Source organism: Acidovorax sp. SUPP2539 (assembly GCF_030158975.1).
Classification (GTDB): domain Bacteria; phylum Pseudomonadota; class Gammaproteobacteria; order Burkholderiales; family Burkholderiaceae_C; genus Paracidovorax.
The window spans coordinates 697,010-717,748 of sequence record NZ_BQXJ01000002.1 but is presented as its reverse complement, the minus strand read 5'-3'; the positions used below and the strand labels follow the sequence as shown (position 1 = coordinate 717,748).

At 67.0% G+C, this 20,739-nt stretch carries 15 protein-coding genes and 1 riboswitch; of the genes, 6 read left to right on the top strand and 9 right to left on the bottom strand.

Going from position 1 to position 20,739, the window contains the following annotated elements:
* Position 1: 1 nt before the first annotated feature.
* Positions 2 to 3,169, bottom strand: coding sequence for an efflux RND transporter permease subunit (locus tag AVTE2539_RS10850; protein WP_284410491.1), 3,168 nt, complete (start codon positions 3,167 to 3,169; stop codon positions 2 to 4).
* Between the two features lie 18 nt (positions 3,170 to 3,187).
* Entirely contained in the window at positions 3,188 to 4,396 is a 1,209-nt protein-coding gene (locus tag AVTE2539_RS10845; RefSeq protein WP_284410489.1) for an efflux RND transporter periplasmic adaptor subunit, read from the bottom strand.
* Between the two features lie 125 nt (positions 4,397 to 4,521).
* Here AVTE2539_RS10845 and AVTE2539_RS10840 point away from each other — a divergent pair, with 125 nt between their 5' ends.
* Both AVTE2539_RS10840 and AVTE2539_RS10835 read left to right on the top strand, forming a co-directional pair.
* Positions 4,522 to 5,142, top strand: coding sequence for a TetR/AcrR family transcriptional regulator (locus AVTE2539_RS10840; RefSeq protein WP_284394670.1), 621 nt, complete (start codon positions 4,522 to 4,524; stop codon positions 5,140 to 5,142).
* A gap of 231 nt (positions 5,143 to 5,373) precedes the next feature.
* Entirely contained in the window at positions 5,374 to 6,147 is a 774-nt protein-coding gene (locus AVTE2539_RS10835; protein ID WP_284410487.1) for a ferredoxin--NADP reductase, read from the top strand.
* Between the two features lie 280 nt (positions 6,148 to 6,427).
* Here AVTE2539_RS10835 and AVTE2539_RS10830 read toward each other — a convergent pair whose 3' ends face one another.
* Positions 6,428 to 7,231, bottom strand: a complete 804-nt coding sequence (locus AVTE2539_RS10830; RefSeq protein ID WP_284410485.1) for an outer membrane lipoprotein — start codon at positions 7,229 to 7,231, stop codon at positions 6,428 to 6,430.
* 219 nt (positions 7,232 to 7,450) lie between these two features.
* Here AVTE2539_RS10830 and AVTE2539_RS10825 point away from each other — a divergent pair, with 219 nt between their 5' ends.
* Positions 7,451 to 8,359, top strand: coding sequence for a DUF72 domain-containing protein (locus AVTE2539_RS10825; protein WP_284410483.1), 909 nt, complete (start codon positions 7,451 to 7,453; stop codon positions 8,357 to 8,359).
* A 37-nt stretch (positions 8,360 to 8,396) separates the two neighbouring features.
* Here the strand turns inward: AVTE2539_RS10825 and AVTE2539_RS10820 are convergent, their stop codons facing one another.
* The 4 genes from AVTE2539_RS10820 to metH form a co-directional block, all read right to left on the bottom strand.
* Positions 8,397 to 9,317, bottom strand: coding sequence for a YihY/virulence factor BrkB family protein (locus AVTE2539_RS10820; RefSeq protein WP_372588232.1), 921 nt, complete (start codon positions 9,315 to 9,317; stop codon positions 8,397 to 8,399).
* 66 nt (positions 9,318 to 9,383) lie between these two features.
* A complete protein-coding gene (locus AVTE2539_RS10815; protein ID WP_284410482.1) occupies positions 9,384 to 11,657 on the bottom strand; it encodes a phosphocholine-specific phospholipase C in 2,274 nt (757 codons plus the stop codon).
* A gap of 50 nt (positions 11,658 to 11,707) precedes the next feature.
* Positions 11,708 to 11,890 (bottom strand): hypothetical protein, encoded by a 183-nt coding sequence (locus tag AVTE2539_RS10810; RefSeq protein WP_284394674.1) that lies wholly within the window; start codon positions 11,888 to 11,890, stop codon positions 11,708 to 11,710.
* A 109-nt stretch (positions 11,891 to 11,999) separates the two neighbouring features.
* Complete coding sequence (metH, locus tag AVTE2539_RS10805; RefSeq protein WP_284410480.1) at positions 12,000 to 14,747, bottom strand: methionine synthase; 2,748 nt, start codon at positions 14,745 to 14,747, stop codon at positions 12,000 to 12,002.
* Positions 14,748 to 14,767: 20 nt separating this feature from the next.
* Positions 14,768 to 14,865, bottom strand: a riboswitch (S-adenosyl-L-homocysteine riboswitch).
* A gap of 114 nt (positions 14,866 to 14,979) precedes the next feature.
* Between metH and AVTE2539_RS10800 the strand changes: the two genes are divergently transcribed.
* On the top strand, positions 14,980 to 15,819 hold the full coding sequence (locus tag AVTE2539_RS10800) for a transporter substrate-binding domain-containing protein (protein WP_284410478.1): 840 nt from the start codon (positions 14,980 to 14,982) through the stop codon (positions 15,817 to 15,819).
* 37 nt (positions 15,820 to 15,856) lie between these two features.
* Here AVTE2539_RS10800 and AVTE2539_RS10795 read toward each other — a convergent pair whose 3' ends face one another.
* The gene (locus AVTE2539_RS10795; protein ID WP_284410477.1) at positions 15,857 to 16,546 is read right to left on the bottom strand and encodes a hypothetical protein; all 690 of its coding nucleotides are present in this window, start codon (positions 16,544 to 16,546) and stop codon (positions 15,857 to 15,859) included.
* 344 nt (positions 16,547 to 16,890) lie between these two features.
* Between AVTE2539_RS10795 and AVTE2539_RS10790 the strand changes: the two genes are divergently transcribed.
* On the top strand, positions 16,891 to 17,835 hold the full coding sequence (locus AVTE2539_RS10790; protein ID WP_284394677.1) for a DMT family transporter: 945 nt from the start codon (positions 16,891 to 16,893) through the stop codon (positions 17,833 to 17,835).
* Positions 17,836 to 17,994: 159 nt separating this feature from the next.
* On the top strand, positions 17,995 to 20,232 hold the full coding sequence (locus AVTE2539_RS10785; RefSeq protein ID WP_272566026.1) for an NADP-dependent isocitrate dehydrogenase: 2,238 nt from the start codon (positions 17,995 to 17,997) through the stop codon (positions 20,230 to 20,232).
* 115 nt (positions 20,233 to 20,347) lie between these two features.
* On the opposite strand, the gene AVTE2539_RS10780 is transcribed toward AVTE2539_RS10785, so the two are convergent.
* Positions 20,348 to 20,719: a hypothetical protein gene (locus AVTE2539_RS10780; RefSeq protein ID WP_284410475.1), complete on the bottom strand. Its 372-nt coding sequence runs from the start codon at positions 20,717 to 20,719 to the stop codon at positions 20,348 to 20,350.
* Positions 20,720 to 20,739: the final 20 nt, after the last annotated feature.

Sequence of the window (20,739 nt, the reverse complement as noted above, 5' to 3'; positions counted from 1 at the left end):
GTCAGGCACCTTCCGAAGCAGGGTGTGGCAGCGCACCGTGCGCGGCCTGGGCGTTCGGGGCGGCCGGCTTGCGCCGGAACAGACCCACGATCAGCACGAAGAACAGCGGCACGAAGAAGATCGCGAGGACGGTTCCGGACAGCATGCCGCCGATCACGGCCGTGCCCAGCGCATGCTGCGCGCCCGCCCCGGCGCCACTGCCCAGCACCAGCGGCAGTACCCCCAGGATGAACGCCAGCGATGTCATCAGGATGGGGCGAAGGCGCATGCGCACGGCCTCCATGGCCGACTCGACCAGGCCTTTGCCGCCCTCGTACAGCTCTTTGGCGAACTCCACGATCAGGATGGCGTTCTTGGAGGCCAGCCCGATGGTGGTGAGCAGGCCCACCTGGAAGTACACGTCGTTCATCTTCCAGGTCAGCATGGCCCCGAGCAGCGCGCCGAACACGCCCAGCGGCACCACGAGGATCACCGAGAACGGGATCGCCCAGCTTTCATAGAGCGCCGCCAGGCACAGGAACACGATCAGGATCGACAGCGCATAGAGCAGGCCGGTCTGGCCGGTCGAGGCCTTCTCCTGGCGCGACAGCCCGGTCCACTCGAAGCCGATGCCGGGCGGCAGCTTGGCCACCGCCGCCTCGACGATCGCCAGCGCCTCGCCGCTCGATGCCGCGCCCGGCATCGCCATGCCCAGGATTTCCATGGAGGGCACGCCGTTGTAGCGCTCCAGCCGCGGCGAACCCGATGTCCAGCTGGCCTTGGCGAACGAGGTGAAGGGCACCATCGTGCCGGCGCTGTTGCGCACGTACCAGCGGTCGATGTCCTCGGGCAGCATGCGAAACGGTGCGTCGGCCTGCAGCATCACCTTCTTCACGCGCCCCTTGTCGATGAAATCGTTGACATAGCTGCTGCCCCAGGCGGCCGAGAACGTGTTGTTGATGTCGGCCATCGACAGCCCCAGCGCCCCCGCCTTGTGCGGATCGATCTCCAGGCGGAACTCCGGCGTGTCCTCCAGTCCGTTGGGGCGCACCGCCACCAGGCGCGGGTCCTTGGACAGCTCGCCCAGCAACTGGTTGCGCGCCTGCATCAGCGCGGTATGGCCCAGGTTGGCACGGTCCTGCAGCATCAGGTCGAACCCGGTGGCGTTGCCCAGTTCGGACACGGCAGGCGGCGCGAAGGCGAACACCTGCGCATCGCGGATCGTCGCGAAGAACGCGCCGGCCTTTTGCGAAACGCCCGACACGCTCAGCGCCTCGCCCTTGCGCTCGTCCCAGGGCTTGAGCTTGACGAAGGCGAACCCCGTGTTCTGGCCGCTGCCGGCGAAGCTGAAGCCGGACACCGAGAACACGCCTGCCACCGCATCCTTCTGGTCCTCCAGGAAGTGCTTCTCCACCTGGTGGATGACCTCTTCGGTGCGCGCGTTGGCGGCACCGGGTGGCAGCTGCACCAGCACGAACATCGTGCCCTGGTCCTCGTCGGGCAGAAAGCCCACGGGCAGCTTCATGAAGCCGAACACCACCGCCGCCAGCAGCACCGCATACAGCGCCATGTAGCGCCAGCCCTTGCCCAGCATGTGCCGCACGATGCCCTGGTAGCCGCGGTTGCCGCGATCGAAGGCGCGGTTGAACGCACCGAAGAAGCCGGTCGTCGCCATGGCGTGGCCCTTGGGCACCGGCTTGAGGAGCGTGGCGCACAGGGCGGGCGTCAGCACCATCGCCACCAGCACCGAGAGCGTCATCGCCGAGACGATGGTGATGGAGAACTGGCGGTAGATCACCCCGGTCGAGCCGCTGAAGAACGCCATGGGCACGAACACCGCGGCCAGAACCAGGGCCACGCCGACGAGCGCTCCGGTGATCTGGCCCATCGACTTGCGCGTGGCCTCTTTGGGCGACAGTCCCTCCTCGGTCATCACCCGCTCGACGTTCTCCACGACCACGATGGCATCGTCCACCAGCAGCCCGATGGCCAGCACCATCGCGAACATGGTCAGCGTGTTGATCGTGAAGCCGAACGCCGCGAGCACGCCGAAGGTGCCCAGCAGCACCACGGGCACCGCAATGGTGGGGATCAGCGTGGCGCGGAAGTTCTGCAGGAACAGGTACATCACCAGGAACACCAGCACCACGGCCTCGACCAGGGTCCGCACCACCTCCTCAATGGAGATGCGCACGAACGGCGTGGTGTCGTAGGGCTTTTGCACCTTCATGCCCGGAGGAAAGAACTTCTGCAGTTCGTCCACCCGCGCGTCAATCGCGCGGACCGTGTCGAGGGCATTGGCGCCGGTAGCCAGCTTGATCGCCAGGCCGGCGGCCGGCTTGCCGTTGTAGCGGCCGACGGTGCTGTAGTTTTCGCTGCCCAGTTCGATGCGCGCCACATCGCGCAGCCGCACCTGCGAGCCGTTGGTCAGGGTGCGCAGCAGGATCTCCTCGAACTCCGGCGCCGTCTTCATGCGCGTCTGCGCGGTGATGGTGGCGTTGATCTGCTGGTTGCCGGCCGCTGGCAGCGCACCCAGCTGGCCGGCCGAGACCTGCGCGTTCTGCGCCTGGATGGCGGTCTTCACGTCGAGCGGCGTGAGACCGAAGTTGGCCAGCTTGTCCGGATCGAGCCAGACCCGCATGGCGTACTGCGAGCCGAACAGGGTGGTGTCGCCCACGCCTTCCACGCGGCTGATCGCGTCCTGCACGTTGGCGGCCACGTAGTCCGACAGGTCGGAGCCGTTCATGCTGCCGTCTTCGGAGGTGAAGGCCAGCACGTTCAGGAAGTTGGTGGCCGACTTGGTGACCGTGACGCCCTGCTGCTGCACCTCTTGCGGCAGCAGCGGCGTGGCCAGCGACAGCTTGTTCTGCACCTGCACCTGGGCGGTATCGGGGTCGGTGCCGTTGTCGAACGTGAGCGTGATGGTGACCTGGCCGGACGACTCGCTGGTCGAGGCCATGTAGCTGAGCCGGTCCAGCCCCTTCATCTTCTGCTCGATGACCTGGGTGACGGTGTCCTCCAGCGTCTTGGCGGAGGCGCCGGGGTAGTTGGCCGTGATCGCCACGGCGGGCGGCGCGATGCTGGGGTACTGCGCGATCGGCAGGGTGAAGATCGACAGGGCGCCGGCCAGCATCACGATGATGGCCAGGACCCACGCGAAGATGGGGCGGTCGATGAAAAAGCGTGCCATGGGGTTCTTTCGCGCGCGTCAGTTCGCGGGGTTGGCGGCACCCTCGGGGGCGGTGGCCTGTGCCACGGGCGCGGCCGCGGCCTTGGGTGTCCAGGGCATCGCCTTCACCAGGGCGCCGGGCGCGGCCCGCTGCTGCCCGTCCACCACGAGCCGGTCTCCGGCCTGCAGCCCGGTGCGCACCAGCCACTGGTCGCCCACCGTGCGCTCGGTCTCCAGGGCCCGCCGCTGCAGCTTGCTGTCGGCGCCGACCACGTAGGCCATGGGCTTGCCGGTGCTGTCGCGCGTGACGGCCTGCTGCGGCACGAGCAGGCCCTGCTCCTTCACGCCTTCCTGCAGCACGGCGCGCACGTACATGCCGGGCAGCAGATCGGCCCGCGGGTTGGGGAACACGGCGCGCAGCGTGATCGCGCCGGTGCTCTGGTCCACGGTGACGTCCGAGAACTCCAGCTTGCCTTCCAAGGGGTAGGCGCTGCCGTCTTCCAGCATCAGCCGCACCTTGGCGGCATTGGCACCCGCCTTTTGCAGATCGCCGCGGGCCAGGGCCTGCTTGAGGCGCAGCAGCGCGGCGCTGGGCTGCGTCACGTCCACGTAGATCGGGTCCAGTTGCTGGATGGTCGCCAGCGCCGTGGCCTGGCTGGCGGTGACCAGCGCGCCCGGCGTGACGCTCGACTTGCCGATGCGGCCCGAGATGGGCGCATCGACCCGCGCATAGGCCAGGTTGATGCGGCTCGTTTCCACGTTCGCCCGGGCCGATGCCACGTCGGCCTCGCCCTGGCCCAGCGATGCGGCCGCGTCGTCGTAATCCTGCTGGCTCACGGCCTGGATGGCCACCAGCTCCTTGTAGCGGTCGGCCTTGAGCCGGGTGGTCTTGAGGCTGGCCTGGGCCTTGGCCAGGGCGGCCACGTTGCTGTCGTAGGTGGCCTGGTAGGTGGCGGGGTCGATCTGGTAGAGCGCCTCGCCGGCCTTCACATCGCTGCCCTCGCGGAACTTGCGCGCCTTCACGATGCCGCCCACCTGGGGCCGCACGTCAGCGACCAGGTAGGGCACGGTGCGGCCGGGCAGTTCGGTGCTCAGCGCCACAGGCTGCGGCTGCACGGTCATCACACCGACGATGGGCGTGCCCTGCGGTGCCGGCGGGCCGCCCGGGGGCTTGCCGCAGGCGGCGAGCAGACAGGCCATGGCAGCTGCGGCCGACAGCGTGAGCAAGGGGCGATGAACGGGTCGCATGGGCAATCTCCAAAGAACAATGCGCCGATGATATACAAACCGTACTGTACGGTAAAATAAATTTGACTTCGATTCTTCTCCCATCAATACTCGGACGCATGAATACAGAAAACGGAAGTCGGTAGATGCGCGTCAAGACGGAAGCCAAGCGGGACGCGATCGTGGAAATTGCCTCCCAGGTTTTTTCGGAATCGGGGTTCGAGGGGGCGTCAATGGCGGAGATCGCCGCCCGGGTCGGGGGCTCCAAATCCACGCTGTACGGGTATTTCAGCTCCAAGGAAGAGCTGTTCCTGGAGGTCGCCATCGGCGCGGCCAAGCAGCACATCGAATTGTTCTTTCTCGCGCTCGAGCAGGACGAGAGCGAGCTGGAAACCGCGCTGAAGACCTTCGCCGAGAAGATGCTGGCCGTGATCTGCAGCGAGCCGGCCATCCAGGCCAAGCGCGCCTTCGTCGCCGAATCGGGCCGCAGCGACATCGGCAAACGCTTCTTCGAACTGGGCCCCCACAAGGGCATTCAGGCCCTGGGTTCGTTCCTGGAAGCCCAGATGCGCAAAGGCCTGCTGCGGCAGGCCGATCCGCTGACCGCGGCGCGCCACTTCATGGCCCTGATGGAGTCGGAGACGGCCACGCCGCGCCTCTTCGGCCTGGAGGACAACCTGTCCAAGGTGAAGATGCGCCAAGCCATCGGGCGGGCCATTGACGTGTTCTTGCGCGGCTACGCGGTGGACCCGGCCGACGGCGCCTGAAGCGCCCGGCACCGCCGATTGCGGGAGCGCTCCGGCGCCAGCCGGCCCCCACCGGGCCCGGCTGGCATAAGCACATGCGCAGATGCCATAAGGCCGCGGGGCCGGTTTGCCCGACAATGTGCGGGTTTGCCCGCATGGCAGGGGGCAGCCCAGGTCGCGCAATGCGCCCATCCGCCACCGGCCCTGCCCCTGAAGGCTTCTTTCGTCTCACACCCAATCTGCACCATTTCCATGAGCGCATTCAACGAAGAACGAGTCCTTTCCGTCCACCACTGGACAGACCGCCTGTTTTCCTTCACCACCACGCGCGACCCGGCGCTGCGGTTCTCCAACGGCCACTTCACCATGATCGGCCTCAAGGTGAACGACAAGCCGCTGCTGCGGGCCTACAGCATCGCCAGCGCCAACTACGAAGAGCACCTGGAGTTCCTGTCGATCAAGGTGCCGGACGGCCCGCTGACCTCGCGCCTGCAGAACATCCAGGTGGGCGACTCCATCGTGGTGGGCAGAAAGCCCACGGGCACGCTGCTCATCGACTACCTGCTGCCCGCCAAGCGCCTGTATTTGATCTCCACGGGCACGGGCCTCGCGCCCTTCCTGTCGGTGATCCGCGACCCCGAGACCTATGAGAAGTTCGAGGAAGTGGTGCTGGTGCACGGCGTGCGCCAGGTCAAGGAACTGGCCTACCACGACTTCATCACCGAAACGCTGCCGCAGCACGAGTTCCTGGGCGAGACGGTGTCCAAGCAGCTCAAGTACTACCCCACGGTGACCCGCGAGCCGTTCCGCAACCAGGGCCGCATCAACGACCTGATCGAAAGCGGCAAGCTCTTCACCGACCTGGGCGTGCCCCCGCTGGACCCGCTGGTGGACCGCGTCATGCTGTGCGGCAGCCCCGAGATGCTGGCATCGCTCAAGGCCATTCTGGAGCACCGCGACTTCGAGGAAGGCAACACCACGAAGCCCGGCGACTTCGTGATCGAACGCGCGTTCGTCGAGAAATGAAGTGACGCGCCGGGCGCGGGTGGGCCCGGGATGGCAGAGGCCGGCCCTACCCCCGAGGCACCGGCCTCACGCAGCACCGGTCCGTCGACAAGTCCATCCCCTCAATTGCTATTAAATTAATAGCAACATGCCCTAGTACTGATTGCGCTGGAAGCACAAAACACGGGATACCGCCCCGGTGGCCGGCGGCCCCGGAACCGCCGCCCCCAACGGCAACGGGCGGCCAAGGCCGCCCGTGGGACAGTGAATGAGGGCAAGGGGCCTGCGCAGGCCCCGCTGATCAGTAGCCGTTGTTGGCCACGCGCATCGACTGCGCGCCCTGCGTGTAGCCGGCCTGGCCCTGCGGCCGGTTGTCCACGCGGAAGCTGCGGCCCTCCACGCGCACCGGCGTGCCCTCGGCCACCGGCTGCGAGCGCGTGAAGGTGCGCACCGAGCCGTCATCCATGCGCACGCGCATCTGGTAGGCCGTGGTGGTGCGGGTGCGCTGCTCCACCGTGTGGCCCAGGTAGCCGCCGCCCACCGCGCCCAGCACGGTGGCCGCCGCGCGGCCCGAGCCCTTGCCCACCTGGTTGCCCACGACGGCCCCCAGCACCCCACCCGCCACGGCGCCCACGCCGGACGCGGGAGCGGCCTGCTGCACCGTCTGCACCGACTCGATTCGGCCGCAGGTGCTGCACACCGGCGCCTGGGCCGGCATGGCCACCGGCCGGCCGGCGTCCGCGGAAGCGTCGTACCCACCGCCCGACCCGCTGCCGTACTGCGGCGAGGCCGGGGCCCGGTTCACGATGTTCTGGGCCAGGGGCTGCGGTTGCCGTGCGGGCTGGGCGCCCGCCCGTTCATTGATGACTTCGGCTTCAGGCGTGCGCGTGGCACCGGGGGCCAGTTGCGCGACCTGCGCGGCGGATTCGGCGGGGGCGCTGCCGCCGCGCTGCTGCATGACCAGGGTGGCGCCCAATGCCAGCACGCTCACGCCCAGCGCACCCACGGCCGCCCACAGCCATTTGACGGATGCGCCCCCGACGGGAGCTGCGGAGGCGCCGAGCGCCGGCGCGAGGGAGGGATTGTTTCGGACGATGAGACCCATGGTGTTCTCCTTTTTCAGGTGTTTCGAAGGCAGGGTACACGCGGGTCCGCTTCACACAGCAGGGCGTTCTGTAAACGAAGTAAGTAGCTGTTTGCCCAACCCGATTGTGCGAATGCGCCTACCACCAGGCGCGCCGACGGGCGGTGGCGGGAATGTCGGCCACACACCACACTGGCGCCACGCATGCCACCCGGCGTGCGTAAAGGAGGGGGCACGCAGATGGCTGCACAGATCCGCATCGGGGTGTCCGGCTGGCGCTATGCGCCCTGGCGGGGCGCGTTCTATCCAGAAGATCTGGTCCAGGCGAAGGAACTGGCTTTCGCATCGCACCAGTTCCCCGCGATCGAGCTGAACGGCTCGTTCTACGCGTTGCAGCGCCCGTCCAGCTACGCCCGGTGGGCGGCGGACACGCCCGAGGGCTTTGTGTTCACCGTCAAGGCGCCGCGCTACATCACCCACATCCTGCGGCTGCGCGAGGCGCGGGCGGCGGTGGCCAACTTCATGGCGTCGGGGTTGTTCGCGCTGGGCGCCAAGCTCGGACCCATCCTGTGGCAATTGCCGCCGAGCCTGCCATTCGATGCGGCGCTGCTGGAGGACTTTCTCGCCCTGCTGCCGCACGATACCGACGCTGCCGCCACGCTCGCGCAGGCGCGGGAGGACCGCATGCACGGCCGCGAGCTACTCCAGCCGTCCCGCCCCTGGCGCCTGCGCCATGCCCTGGAAGTGCGGCACGCCAGCTACCGCACGCCGGAGTGCATCGACCTGCTGCGGCGCCACCGCGTGGCCCTGGTGGTGGCCGATACCGGCGGGCGATGGCCCGAACTGGGCGATGTGACGGCGGACTTCCTTTACCTGCGGCTGCACGGTGCTCAGCAGCTCTATGCCAGCGGCTACAGCGACGCGCAGATCGCGCAGTGGGGCGAACGCATCCGCGCCTGGGCCAACGGCCAGGCACCGAAGGGGCTGGAGACGGCCGCGCCACCGGACACGGCACCGCGTCGGACCGAACGCGACGTGTTCTGCTTCTTCGACAACACCATGAAGATCCACGCGCCCGAGAACGCCCTGCGGCTCGCACGCTATCTGCAACTGGGCACGCACCTGGAGGCGGCCCCGCCACGGGCCTGACACGGCGGCCCAGACTTGCGAGTGCCTCTCGGCCGCCTCAGCGATGCCGGGCCGGCGGCCCCTCCAGGTTTTCCTCCCGCACCTCCTGGAAGGCCCGCGCACAACTGGCCGAGAACAGCAGCACGGCCGACGAAAAGTAGATCCACATCAGCACCACCACCAGCGAGCCGGCAGCGCCATATGCCGACACCACCGCCGCGGTGGCCAGGTACAGCGCCAGCAGCTGCTTGCCCACGGTGAAGAGGATGGCGCCCACCACCGCCCCGAACACCAGGCAGATGAGCGGCGGCTTCTGGCCGCCGCCGATGCGCATCAGCCCCACGAACAGCAGCACGGCAATGCCGAAGGCGACCAATTCGTTCGCCAGCTGCAGCAGCGGGCCCGTGGCCATGGGCAGCCGCGCGCTGGCCCAGGTGGCCACCACGTGGATCACGGTGGACACCACCAACGAGATCAGCAGCAGGAAACCGATGGCCAGCACATAGGCCAGCCCCCGCACCCGCAGCGAAGCCATGCGCCACCACGCCTTCTGCTCCGGCACCGGGGCCGAATCGCGCGCCCAAAGCCGCTCCAGCGCCGACTGCAGCTCCACGAACACGCCCGTGGCGCCGGACAGCAGCAGCACGAAGCCAACGATGGAAGCGATCCGCCCTTCCGACGGCGCCCGCGCGCTGGACAGCGCCAGCTGCACCACTTCGGCCACGCGGTCGCCCATGACGCCGCGCACCTGGCTGACCATGGTGCTTTCCAGGTAGGACTTGTCGATCCACCAGCCCAGCACCCCCACCAGCAGGAGCAGCACCGGCGCCAGGCTCAGCAGGCCGTAGAACGACATCGCCGCGCTCATGCGCAGGCCGTCCGCATCCAGCCAGAGATTGGCCGCCCGCACCAGCGGCATGATCGGGCTGGCGAGCGCTTTCGCGCGCTCGATCCATGGCGTGAGAAACGATGGGGACATGGCGCCCATTGCACACCAGGGCCGCGCGGCCAGGTGTCGGAACAGTTCGCCAGTCCGCCTGCAGCCTCAGCCAGCGTGGCCCATGGCAGGGTCGGACACCGAGTCCTTGCCGGTCTCGATGCGGCCGGCGAAGCGGCGCTGGAACGCAGGTGCGGCACTGCAGCGCACCACGAAGTCGTACCAATTGCCGCTGTCGCCCAGGGGCCAGGCGAGTTCCTCCACGGCGCCGGGCGCCACGCTGCGCGTCCAGGGACCGTCGCTGCGATAGGCCCGCGCCTCGGCGGAGAACGTCATCGCGCTGCTGCTGCGGTTGTAGAGCTTGACCCGCACCTGCGGCGGCTCGCACAGCTCGTAGCAGACCTGCACCTCGGGGCCGCCGGTGGCCCCCTGCTGCTGCAGGTCGCCAATGAACTCGCGGTGGTAGCCGTTGGGGCCGAGCACCCACAGGTCGTACCGCCCGCCATCGGCCGCGGCGTTCCAGACGCCGCTCAGGGCCTTGCCAGCCTCCACGACGTAGCGCCGCGGAATCCGGTCAAGGTGGTTCTTGTCGTACACGTGGAACACTGCCGCCGCGGTGCCCGTTTTACCGGTGTGGGCGAACAGCAAAGTGACCGTGCCGGCACCGGCGCTGGCCTGGGCCGTGGTGTGCAGCTCGTAGGGCAGCGCCCGCGAGGGCCGCACGCCTTCGGCCTGCACCGGCAGGGCGGCATCGGCCGTGGCCGTGGGCTGGGGCAGCTTGGCCGCAGCGGCCTGCGCAGCCACCCGCGCGTCCACCGCGACCTTGTTGGTGCGGCCCGTGAGGGTCGGCAGGGTTTCGGTGTTGGGGTTGACGAAGTTGAAGCAGCTCGTCAGGTCGCCGCAGACCGCGCGGCGGTAGGGGCTGACCTGCGGCTCGGCCACGCCGAAGCGCTTTTCCAGGAACAGCAGGGTGGAGGTGTGGTCGAACACCTGCGAATTGACCCAGCCGCCCCGGCTCCAGGGCGACACCACCCACATCGGCACGCGCGGGCCCGGGCCGTAGGGCTTGCCGTCGGCCGCCGGCTGGCTCGGCGTGGCGGGCTGGAAGTCGTGGTACTCCACCGCCACGTCGGCGGCGGGCAGCGTGCAGGCACCGGCCAGGCTGCCATCGGGATTGCGCGACGGTGCGGCGGGCGAAGGCAGGTGGTCGAAGAAGCCGTCGTTCTCGTCGTAGTTGATCAGCAGCACGGTCTTGCTCCAGACCTCGGGGTTGGCCGTGAGCGCGTCCAGCACCTCCTGCACGTACCAGCCGCCCTGTGCGGGGCTCGATGGCCCGGGGTGCTCGCTGTAGACCGAAGGCGGAATGATCCACGACACCGCCGGCAGCGTGCCCTGGCGGATGTCCTCGCGGAAAGTCTCCAGAAAGCCCTGCGGCATGGTGTTGCCGAAGCCCTTGGCCAACGGGCTCAGCGGATCGTCGATCCTGGCGTTGTAGAACGGCCCGGCCAGATCGACCGGCTGCGTGATGTCGGTCTTGGCGACGTAGATCGGCTTGCGGTCCGCGGGCATCTTCTCGATCTCGGCGCGCCAGTGGCGAAAGCCCATCATCTCATTGCAGCCGAAGTTGTCGATCAGGCTCTGGTAGACCTTCCATTTCACGCCCGCTTTCTCCAGGCGGTCGGCGTAGGTGGTCCAGGTCCAGCCGTCGGTGGAAGCGCCGATGTCGTTGCCGCCGTTGAACTGGTTGTTCAGGCCCGCGACACGGACCTTGGAGCCATCGATGGGGCTGACACCGTTCGGGCCGTTGGTGCCGGTCCAGTAGAAAAGCCGGTTGGCGATGGTGCCGGTGTGCATGCCGCAGTGGTAGTGGTCGCACAGCGTGAAGGCGTCGGCCAGCGCGCGCTGGAACGGCACCTCCGTCGTTTCGTAGTAGCCCATCGACAGAGGCAGCTTAGCGTCGGGCCATTGGGACATGCGCCCGTGGTCCCAGGCCGCCTGCGAGTCCAGCCAGGTGTGGGGCGTGCTGCCGGCGCGCTGCGCGTTGCCCTTGGCTTCGTCCAGGCGATAGGGCACATAGGTGCTGGGCGGCGACGTCTTGGTGTAGGTCTGGTAGAAAACGTTGCGGCCGTTGGGCGTCGGGATCGGGAAACGGTCACCGAAGCCGCGCACGCCCTTGAAGGTGCCGAAGTACCCATCGAACGAGCGGTTCTCCATCATCAGCAGGACGACGTGCTGCACGTCCTGGATGGTGCCGGTGGCGTTGTGCGCCTCGATGGCCAGGGCACGCCGGATGGCTGGAGGGAAGGCGGTCAGCGTGGCCGAAGCCGCGCCCACGCCGAGCGCGGTCGTGAGGAAATTGCGTTTGGAGGAATCGACGGTCATTTGGAGGAGTCTTTCTTGTCCGTGAGCGGGGTTCCGGGGGGCTGCCCCGTTCAGGGCTTGGGCGCGCAGTGCGTGTCCGGACTGGCGCACGTGGCCGCCGCGGCGGGAACGGTGGCATCCGAGCCACCGCTGCCGCCGCAGCCCGCCAGCAGCAGGGCAAGAAAGAGCGCGCTGGCGCCCGGCAACGGGCGGCCGATCAGGGGCAGCGGCGAGCGCTGCAGAGGGATGGTCATGGCGTGGGAAGAAGGGAAGGAATGAAGTCCTTCATTCTTCCCGCCGACTGTGGCGCCAGAGTGACGTCAGCGTGACGCGGCGGGGGCACCGCCGTGACGCTGCCGCCCGTCAGAGGTTGGGTGCGAGCAGGCGCTGCAGGATGCCTTCGTCCATGCCGCGCCGCGTGGCCAGGTCGTGCACCTGGTCTTCGCCGATCTTGCCGACGTTGAAGTACTGGCTCTCGGGATGGCCGATGTAGAAACCACTCACGCTGGCGGCGGGCGTCATGGCCAGGCTTTCGGTGAGGCCCATGCCGATCTCGCCGCACTGCAGCACGCGGAACAGTTCGCTCTTGGCGCTGTGGTCCGGGCAGGCCGGGTAGCCGGGCGCGGGGCGGATGCCCTGGTACTTCTCAGCGATCATGTCGTCGTTGCTCAACTGCTCGCCGGCCGCATAGCCCCACAGGTCGGTGCGCACGCGGTGGTGCAGGCATTCGGCAAAGGCTTCGGCCAAGCGGTCGGCCAGGCTCTTGAGCATGATGGCCGAATAATCGTCCAGCGCATCGACAAAGGCCTGCTCTTTCTTCTCCACGCCCAGGCCCGCCGTGACGGCAAAGAGGCCCGCGTAGTCGGCCACACCGCTTTCCTTGGGCGCCACGAAGTCGGCCAGGCACCGGCTGGGGCGCGGCACGCCGTCGATCACGTGCTTTTCGGTCTGCTGGCGCAGGCCGTACCAGGTCATGGCGACCTCGGTGCGCGATTCGTCGGTGTAGAACTCGATGTCGTCGCCCACGCTGTTGGCCGGGTACAGCGCCAGCACGCCGCTGGCACTCAGCCAGCGGCCCTCCACCAGCCGGCGCAGCATGGCCTTGCCGTCGGCGAAGACGCGCGTGGCCTGCTCGCCCACCACCTCGTCGGTCAGGATGGCAGGGTACGGGCCGGCCAGGTCCCAGGTCTGGAAGAACGGGCCCCAGTCGATGTACCGGGCCAGCTCGTTGAGGTCGAAGTTCTTGAACATGCGCCGCCCCAGCAGCCGCGGCGTGGCCGGGCGATAGGCCGACCAGTCGATGGGCGTGCGGTTGGCGCGGGCCTTCGCCAGCGGCCACAGGGGCGTCTGCTTCTTGTTGGCGTGCTGGGTGCGCACCTTGTCGTAGTCGGCGTTCAGCTCATCGACATAGCTTTGCACGCCGTCGCCCAGCAGGCTCTGCGCCACGCTCACGCTGCGGGACGCATCGGGCACATAGACCACGGGGCCTTCGTAATGCGGCGCGATCTTGACGGCGGTGTGCACGCGGCTGGTGGTGGCCCCGCCGATGAGCAGTGGGATCTTCTTGATGCGAAAGTGCTCGTCCTTTTGCATTTCGCCGGCCACGTATTGCATCTCTTCCAGGCTGGGCGTGATCAGGCCCGACAGGCCCACGATGTCCGCGCCCTCGACCTTGGCGCGCGCCAGGATCTCGTGGCACGGCACCATCACGCCCATGTTCACCACCTCGAAGTTGTTGCACTGCAGGACCACGGTGACGATGTTCTTGCCGATGTCGTGCACGTCGCCCTTCACGGTGGCGATGATGATCTTGCCCTTGCTGCGCACGTCGCGGCCGGCCAGTTCGTCCTGGCGTTTTTCTTCCTCGATGTAGGGGATCAGGTGGGCCACGGCGGACTTCATCACCCGGGCGCTCTTGACCACCTGCGGCAGGAACATCTTGCCCGCACCGAACAGGTCGCCCACCACGTTCATGCCGTCCATGAGCGGGCCTTCGATCACGTGCAGCGGCCGCCCGCCCTTGGCGACGATGGCCTGGTAGGCCTCTTCGGTGTCCTCGACGATGAAGTCGGTGATGCCGTGCACCAGCGCGTGCGACAGGCGTTCGCCCACGGTCTTCGGGTGCTCGGGCGTGCCGCGCCATTCGAGCCGCTTGCTTTCGTCCTTGGCACCGCTGCGGGCCGTCTCGGCCACCTCGACCAGACGTTCGCCGGCATCGGGGCGGCGGTTGAGCACCACGTCTTCCACGCGATCGCGCAAGGTGGGTTCCAGGTCGTCGTACACGCCGACCATGCCCGCGTTGACGATGCCCATGTCCATGCCGGCCTGGATGGCGTGGTACAGGAACACGGTGTGGATGGCCTCGCGCACCGGGTCGTTGCCGCGGAAGCTGAAGCTCACGTTCGACACGCCGCCCGAGACCTTGGCGCCCGGCAGGTTCTGCTTGATCCAGCGCACGGCCTCGATGAAATCGACTGCGTAGTTGTTGTGCTCTTCGATGCCGGTGGCCACCGCAAAGATGTTGGGGTCGAAGATGATGTCCTCGGGCGGAAAGCCCACCTCATCGACCAGCACGCGGTAGGCCCGCTCGCAGATCTCGATCTTGCGCTCGTAGGTATCTGCCTGCCCCACCTCGTCGAAGGCCATCACCACGGCAGCGGCGCCGTAGCGCTTCACGAGGCGCGCCTCGTGCTTGAACTTCTCCACGCCCTCTTTCATGGAGATGGAGTTGACGATGCCCTTGCCCTGGATGCAGCGCAGGCCGGCCTCGATCACGTCCCACTTGGAGGAGTCCACCATGATCGGCACGCGCGCGATGTCGGGCTCGGAGGCGATCAGCTGCAGGAAGCGCACCATGGCCGCCTTGCTGTCGAGCATGGCCTCGTCCATGTTGATGTCGATGACCTGCGCGCCGTTCTCCACCTGCTGGCGCGCGACAGCCAGGGCCTCTTCGTACTGGCCGTTCAGGATCATGCGGGCGAAGGCCTTGGAGCCGGTGACGTTGGTACGCTCGCCGATGTTGACGAACAGCGTACCCTCGCCGATGGAAACCGGTTCGAGGCCCGAGAGCTTCATGGGAGGCGGGATAAGGGGGGCGGACATCAGGCTCACCTGCGCAATCGGTAGTTGGGAACAGGCGAGCGTCGTTGGACAGTGGGGCCATCGCCGCCCGAGCCTGACGCCTGGTTGAGCCGGTTGATCGGCAGGCGCTGCAACGCTCCTCGGGGGCGGCCGGATTTTACGCGCCCTGCGCCCGGGCCATCACCGCGCCCCGCCTCCTGAGCGGGTTCTCCGGACAGCGGCATGGAAAGTGCTTGGCCGCTTCCCAGGAAGGAGCCCTCCCATGCAATCGCCCTTCGATGGTGCAACGCCCAGCCTATGGGCCGGTGAGATTCTGCAACGACGCCGCCTGGTGTGCGGCTCCATTCTGGCCCTGGGCCTGTCGGGCCCGCTGGCGGCCGCCGAACATCGCGATCAGCTGGAACGCATCCGATCCGCCCGGGTCCTGCGCGTGGCGGTCCCGCAGGACTTCCCACCGTTCGGCTTTCCGCAGGGCAGCGAGTTGGTGGGCTTCGACATTTCCATCGCCAAGATGCTTTCGATGCACCTGGGCGTGTCGCCGCAGATGGTGCCGGTGCCCAGCGGGGACCGGCTGGCGGCACTGCTGGAAGACCGCGTCGACATCATCATCTCCAGCCTGGGCAAGACGCCCGAGCGCGAGAAAAGCATCGACTTCTCCAGTGTCTACGCCCCGACCTACCTCGGTGTCTTCAGCCAGCAGAAATTGAGCCGCGACGAATTGCTGAAACTGCCAGCCCCGGTCGTCGGAGCGGCGGAAAACAGCCTCGAGGAATCCCTGGTCCGGGCATTCCTGCCAGCCGCGAAAATCCAGGGATTCAAAGGCAGCGCCGCGTTGCTGGACGCCTATGCCGCAGGCCATTTCGAATTCTTCGCGGGTGGCAACGTGCTGGTGGAATCCATCAAGGATGTCGGTCTGCGGACCCGTGTGCACCAGGTGGCGCTCCTCAAAGAGAGCCCATGCTATATCGGCCTTCGGCAAAACGAGGCACGGCTGAAGGACGAGATCAACCGCTTTCTGGCAAACATCCGTTCGTCGGGCGCCCTCATGGTCAACGCCATGAAATGGTTCCGCCAGAGCTTCTCGGCCGACATGTTCAAGTGAGCAGCACCGGAAACAGCGCCCACCGCCACCCTCTGATTCATCGCACCGGCAAGAACTGCAGGAAAGAACCGCCCACCAACCCCTGCACATAGGTGATGGCGGCGCGACGGTACTTTTCGGTGGCCACCGCCGACAGCAGGTCGAGCCGGCCGACGATCTTGCCGAACTCGCGCTCGAAGCTCAGGTTGCGCCCCTGCGGACCGATCTCGTCGGCCAGCAGCAGCGGCTGGCCCGCCGCGGTGCGGCGCTGAGACAGCATCCACACGGCGATCTCCACGTTGCGCGCCGCGTTGTACAGGTGCTGGGCATCCAGGCTGTCGAGCAGGAAGAACTCGATCTTTCCGTCGTGCGCGGTGATCAGCATGTCGGCCGTGGCGTAGATGAACGCCGCCACGCGGTCGCCCGCGAATTCGGGCGCCAGGGCCGCGGCCATCGCCGCGATGTCGCGCCGCCCCTGCAAGGGCGCCCAGACCCCGCCCTTCTCGATGGTGGTGCGGACCTGCTCCATGGCCTGCTCGCGGCCCACGGCGCTGGTCTTGCGCCATTCGGCAGGGTTGCGGCGGTAAAGCTTGTCCATCAGCCGGTAGAGACTGTCCAGGTTCTCGCGCATGGCCAGCGTCGCCATGCGATTCACGTCGGACTGCCCCAATTCGCTGCCATTCGCAGACGCGCCTTTGACCTCGCCATGGGGCGCAGGCGGGCTGCTGCAGCCGGACAGGGCCACCATCGCGCAACAGGATAGGAGGAGCGGAACGAAAGTCGATCGCATGGCGCCGCATTATCGACAAGGCTGGAAAGCACCCGAGGGTTCCTGAAACTGCCGAGGCATTCCTTGCGTATCTGCACCGGCCTCGCAGGATCGCCTGGGCAGGGCACCGACTGTTGGCAGTTGCCGCCCACAGGGCTGGATGTCCACGGTCACTGCGGTTTTGGATAGTCATCGGACAATGAGGCGCAAATAGAGCTAAACGAGGCCGCATTCCGCCAAGGCAGGATATTTTCACGCCGAGTTGTCGTACAACTTGTGCAAAATTCACCTTTTTGGGGCACCACCCCGTCTGGAAAGAAGCCATGTCGCCCCCCATCTCCCCCTTAGCGCAACGCAGGAACGTCTTCCTGTTGGCGTTGTTTTGCTGCCTGCTCTGGGGCAGTTCGTACCCTGCGATCAAGAATGGCTACGCCCTGTTCGGCATCGACAGCAGCGACACCCCGTCCAAACTCGTGTTCGCCGGCTGGCGCTTCGCCCTGGCGGGCCTGGCGCTGCTGGCCTGGGTGGCCGCCAGCGGCCGGCAGATCGGCGGCTGGCCGGCCCGGGCCTGGGGCCAATTGGCGCTGCTGGGCCTGTTGCAGACCACGCTGCAGTACATCTTCTTCTACATCGGCGTGGCGAACACGACGGGGGTGAAGGCCTCGATCATGAACGCCACCGGCACCTTCTTCAGCGTGCTGCTGGCGCATTTCCTGTACCACAACGACCGCATCAGCCATGCCAAGGCCTGGGGCTGCATCGTGGGCTTCGCCGGGGTCATGGCGGTCAACCTCGGCGCCGGGTTGGCCGGGACGCTGAGCGACTTCGAGTTCGCCCTGCTGGGCGAGGGTTTCGTGGTGATCGCCGCCCTGGTGCTGGCGCTGGGCGGCGTCTACGGCAAGCGCATTTCCCAGGGGATGGATCCCATCGTGATGACCGCCTACCAGTTGACCATCGGCGGCCTGGTGCTGCTGGCGCTCGGCTATGCCACGGGCGGCGCGCTGGGCGAGGTGACCTGGGCCTCGTCGTCGCTGCTGGCCTATCTGGTGGTGCTGTCGTCCCTGGCGATCTCGATCTGGAGCCTGCTGCTCAAGCACAACCGGGTGAGCCTCATCACGGCGTTCAACTTCATGGTGCCCGTGTTCGGCACCTTGCTGTCGGCCTGGTTCCTGGAAGAAAGCCTGCTCGAATGGCGCAACGCGGTGGCCCTGGTGCTGGTGTGCGGCGGCATCTGGCTGGTTACGCGGGTAGCGGCACCGCGCGCGTGAGCCTGCAGCAGCGCGTCGAGCGGGCACCCCTTTCATGCCCATGATCGGGCGCGTGGGCACCCGCCCCGAACGGCGCTGAGGGGCATCTGTGCCGACTGCCTTCAGAAAGCGCGAAAATCACAGGCTGATCTGTCACCCCTTCCCAAGGAACGCAAGCGAATGAGCACGACGCAACCGACCATCATCTACACGCTGACCGACGAAGCCCCCGCCCTGGCGACCGCCGCCTTTCTGCCGATCGTGCGGACCTTCGCGGCCCCAGCGGGCATCCATGTGGAGACCAGCGACATCTCGGTCGCCGGCCGCATCCTGGGCCAGTTTCCCGAGCGCCTGACCGAGGCACAGCGCGTGCCCGACAACCTGGCCGCCCTGGGCAAGCTGACGCTCTCGCCCGACGCCAACATCATCAAGCTGCCCAACATCAGCGCATCGGTATCGCAGCTGGTGGCCGCCATCAAGGAGCTGCAGGGCAAGGGCTATGCGATTCCCGACTACCCCGAAAATCCGACGACCGACGAAGAAAAGGACATTCGCGCCCGCTACAACAAGTGCATCGGCAGCGCGGTGAACCCGGTTCTGCGCGAAGGCAACTCCGACCGCCGCGCACCCAAGGCCGTCAAGGAATACGCCCGCAAGAACCCGCACAGCATGGCCGAGTGGAGCCAGGCATCGCGCTCGCACGTCTCGCACATGCACCATGGCGACTTCTACCACGGTGAAAAGTCGATCACGCTCGACAAGGCGCGCGACGTGAAGATGGAACTGGTCGGCAAGAGCGGCAAGACCACGGTGCTCAAGCCCAAGGTGTCGCTGAAGGACGGCGAAATCATCGACAGCATGTTCATGAGCAAGACGGCCCTGCTCGAGTTCTATGAAAAAGAGATCGAAGACGCGCACAAGACCGGCGTGATGTTCTCGCTGCACGTCAAGGCGACGATGATGAAGGTGTCGCACCCGATCGTCTTCGGCCACGCCGTGCGCATCTTCTACAAGGAAGCCTTCGCCAAGCATGCGCAGCTGTTCGAAGAGCTGGGCGTGAACGTGAACAACGGCATGGTCGATCTGTACAACAAGATCGCCACGCTGCCGCAGAGCAAGCAGGACGAGATCAAGCGCGACCTGCACGCCTGCCACGAAAACCGCCCCGAGCTGGCGATGGTCGATTCGGCCAAGGGCATCACCAACTTCCACTCGCCCAACGACGTGATCGTCGATGCCTCGATGCCCGCCATGATCCGCAACGGCGGCAAGATGTGGGGCGCCGACGGCCGCCTGAAGGACACCAAGGCGGTAATCCCCGAGAGCACCTTTGCCCGCATCTACCAGGAGATCATCAACTTCTGCAAATGGCATGGCGCCTTCGACCCCAAGACCATGGGCACCGTGCCCAACGTGGGCCTGATGGCCCAGCAGGCCGAAGAGTACGGTTCGCACGACAAGACGTTCGAAGTGCCTGAAGCCGGCGTGGCCAACATCGTCGATCTGGCCACGGGCGAAGTGCTGCTGAGCCAGAACGTGGAAGAAGGCGACATCTGGCGCATGTGCCAGGTGAAGGACGCGCCGATCCGCGACTGGGTGAAGCTGGCCGTGACCCGCGCCCGCAACTCCGGCATGCCCGCCGTGTTCTGGCTGGACCCGTACCGCCCTCATGAGAACGAAGTCATCAAGAAGGTGAAAACCTACCTGAAGGACCACGACACGACCGGCCTGGACATCCAGATCATGAGCCAGGTGCGCGCCATGCGCTACACGCTGGAGCGCGTGATCCGCGGCCTGGACACGATCAGCGTCACCGGCAACATCCTGCGCGACTACCTGACCGACCTGTTCCCCATCATGGAACTGGGCACCAGCGCCAAGATGCTGTCCGTCGTGCCCCTGATGGCCGGCGGCGGCATGTACGAAACGGGTGCCGGCGGCTCGGCACCCAAGCACGTGCAGCAACTGGTGGAAGAAAACCACCTGCGCTGGGATTCGCTGGGCGAGTTCCTGGCCCTGGCCGTCAGCCTGGAAGACCTGGGCCTGAAGACCGGCAACCAGCAAGCCACCCTGCTGGCCAGGACGCTGGACACCGCCACCGGCAAGCTGCTGGACAACAACAAGAACCCCAGCCCCAAGACCGGCCAGTTGGACAACCGCGGCAGCCAGTTCTACCTGTCCCTGTACTGGGCCCAGGAACTGGCCGCGCAGACCGAGGACACGGCCCTGGCCGCCAAGTTCGCCGGGCTGGCCAAGACGCTGGCCGACAACGAGCAGAAGATCGTCGGTGAACTGGCGGACGTGCAGGGCAAGCCGGCAGACATCGGCGGGTACTACCTGCCCGACCCGAAGAAGACCGAGGCCGTGATGCGCCCCAGCGCCACGCTGAACGCGGCGCTGGCTGCCGTGACCGCCTGATCCAGCGCGAAAACGCCGGCCCTTGCGCACGGGCCGGCCACCTGCCCCTGAAGCGCCTGCCCACTGCGATGCGGGCAGGCGCTTTTTTTATCCTGGCCGCCGGATCGGACCGCCTCTACAGGGGAACGAACAGCAGCTGTCCCTCCGGCGTCGGCCGATAGCTGAAGCGTCCGTCGAGCACCACCTTGCCACCGATGCGCGCCACCCAGGTGTAGTCGCCCACGCGGGTGCCCGCGTTGCCGAAATCGCTGGGATAGTGCACGGTGCCAGCCCGCTCGCCGCCCCCTTGGGGCTCGGCGGTCGCGGTGGTCGTCTTCCCGTCCGGCATGGTCACGGTGAACTCCACACGCGGTTGGCGGGTCGCCATCTTGTCGCTCACGCTCAGCCCGATGGCCGGGCGCGCGGTGTACAGCACGCTCTGGGCGAAAGCCGGGGCCGCTGCGGCCATGACCGCAATGCATGCAGCGCTGCGAAAAGAAAATGCCATCTGTGCTCCTTTGTCTTGCG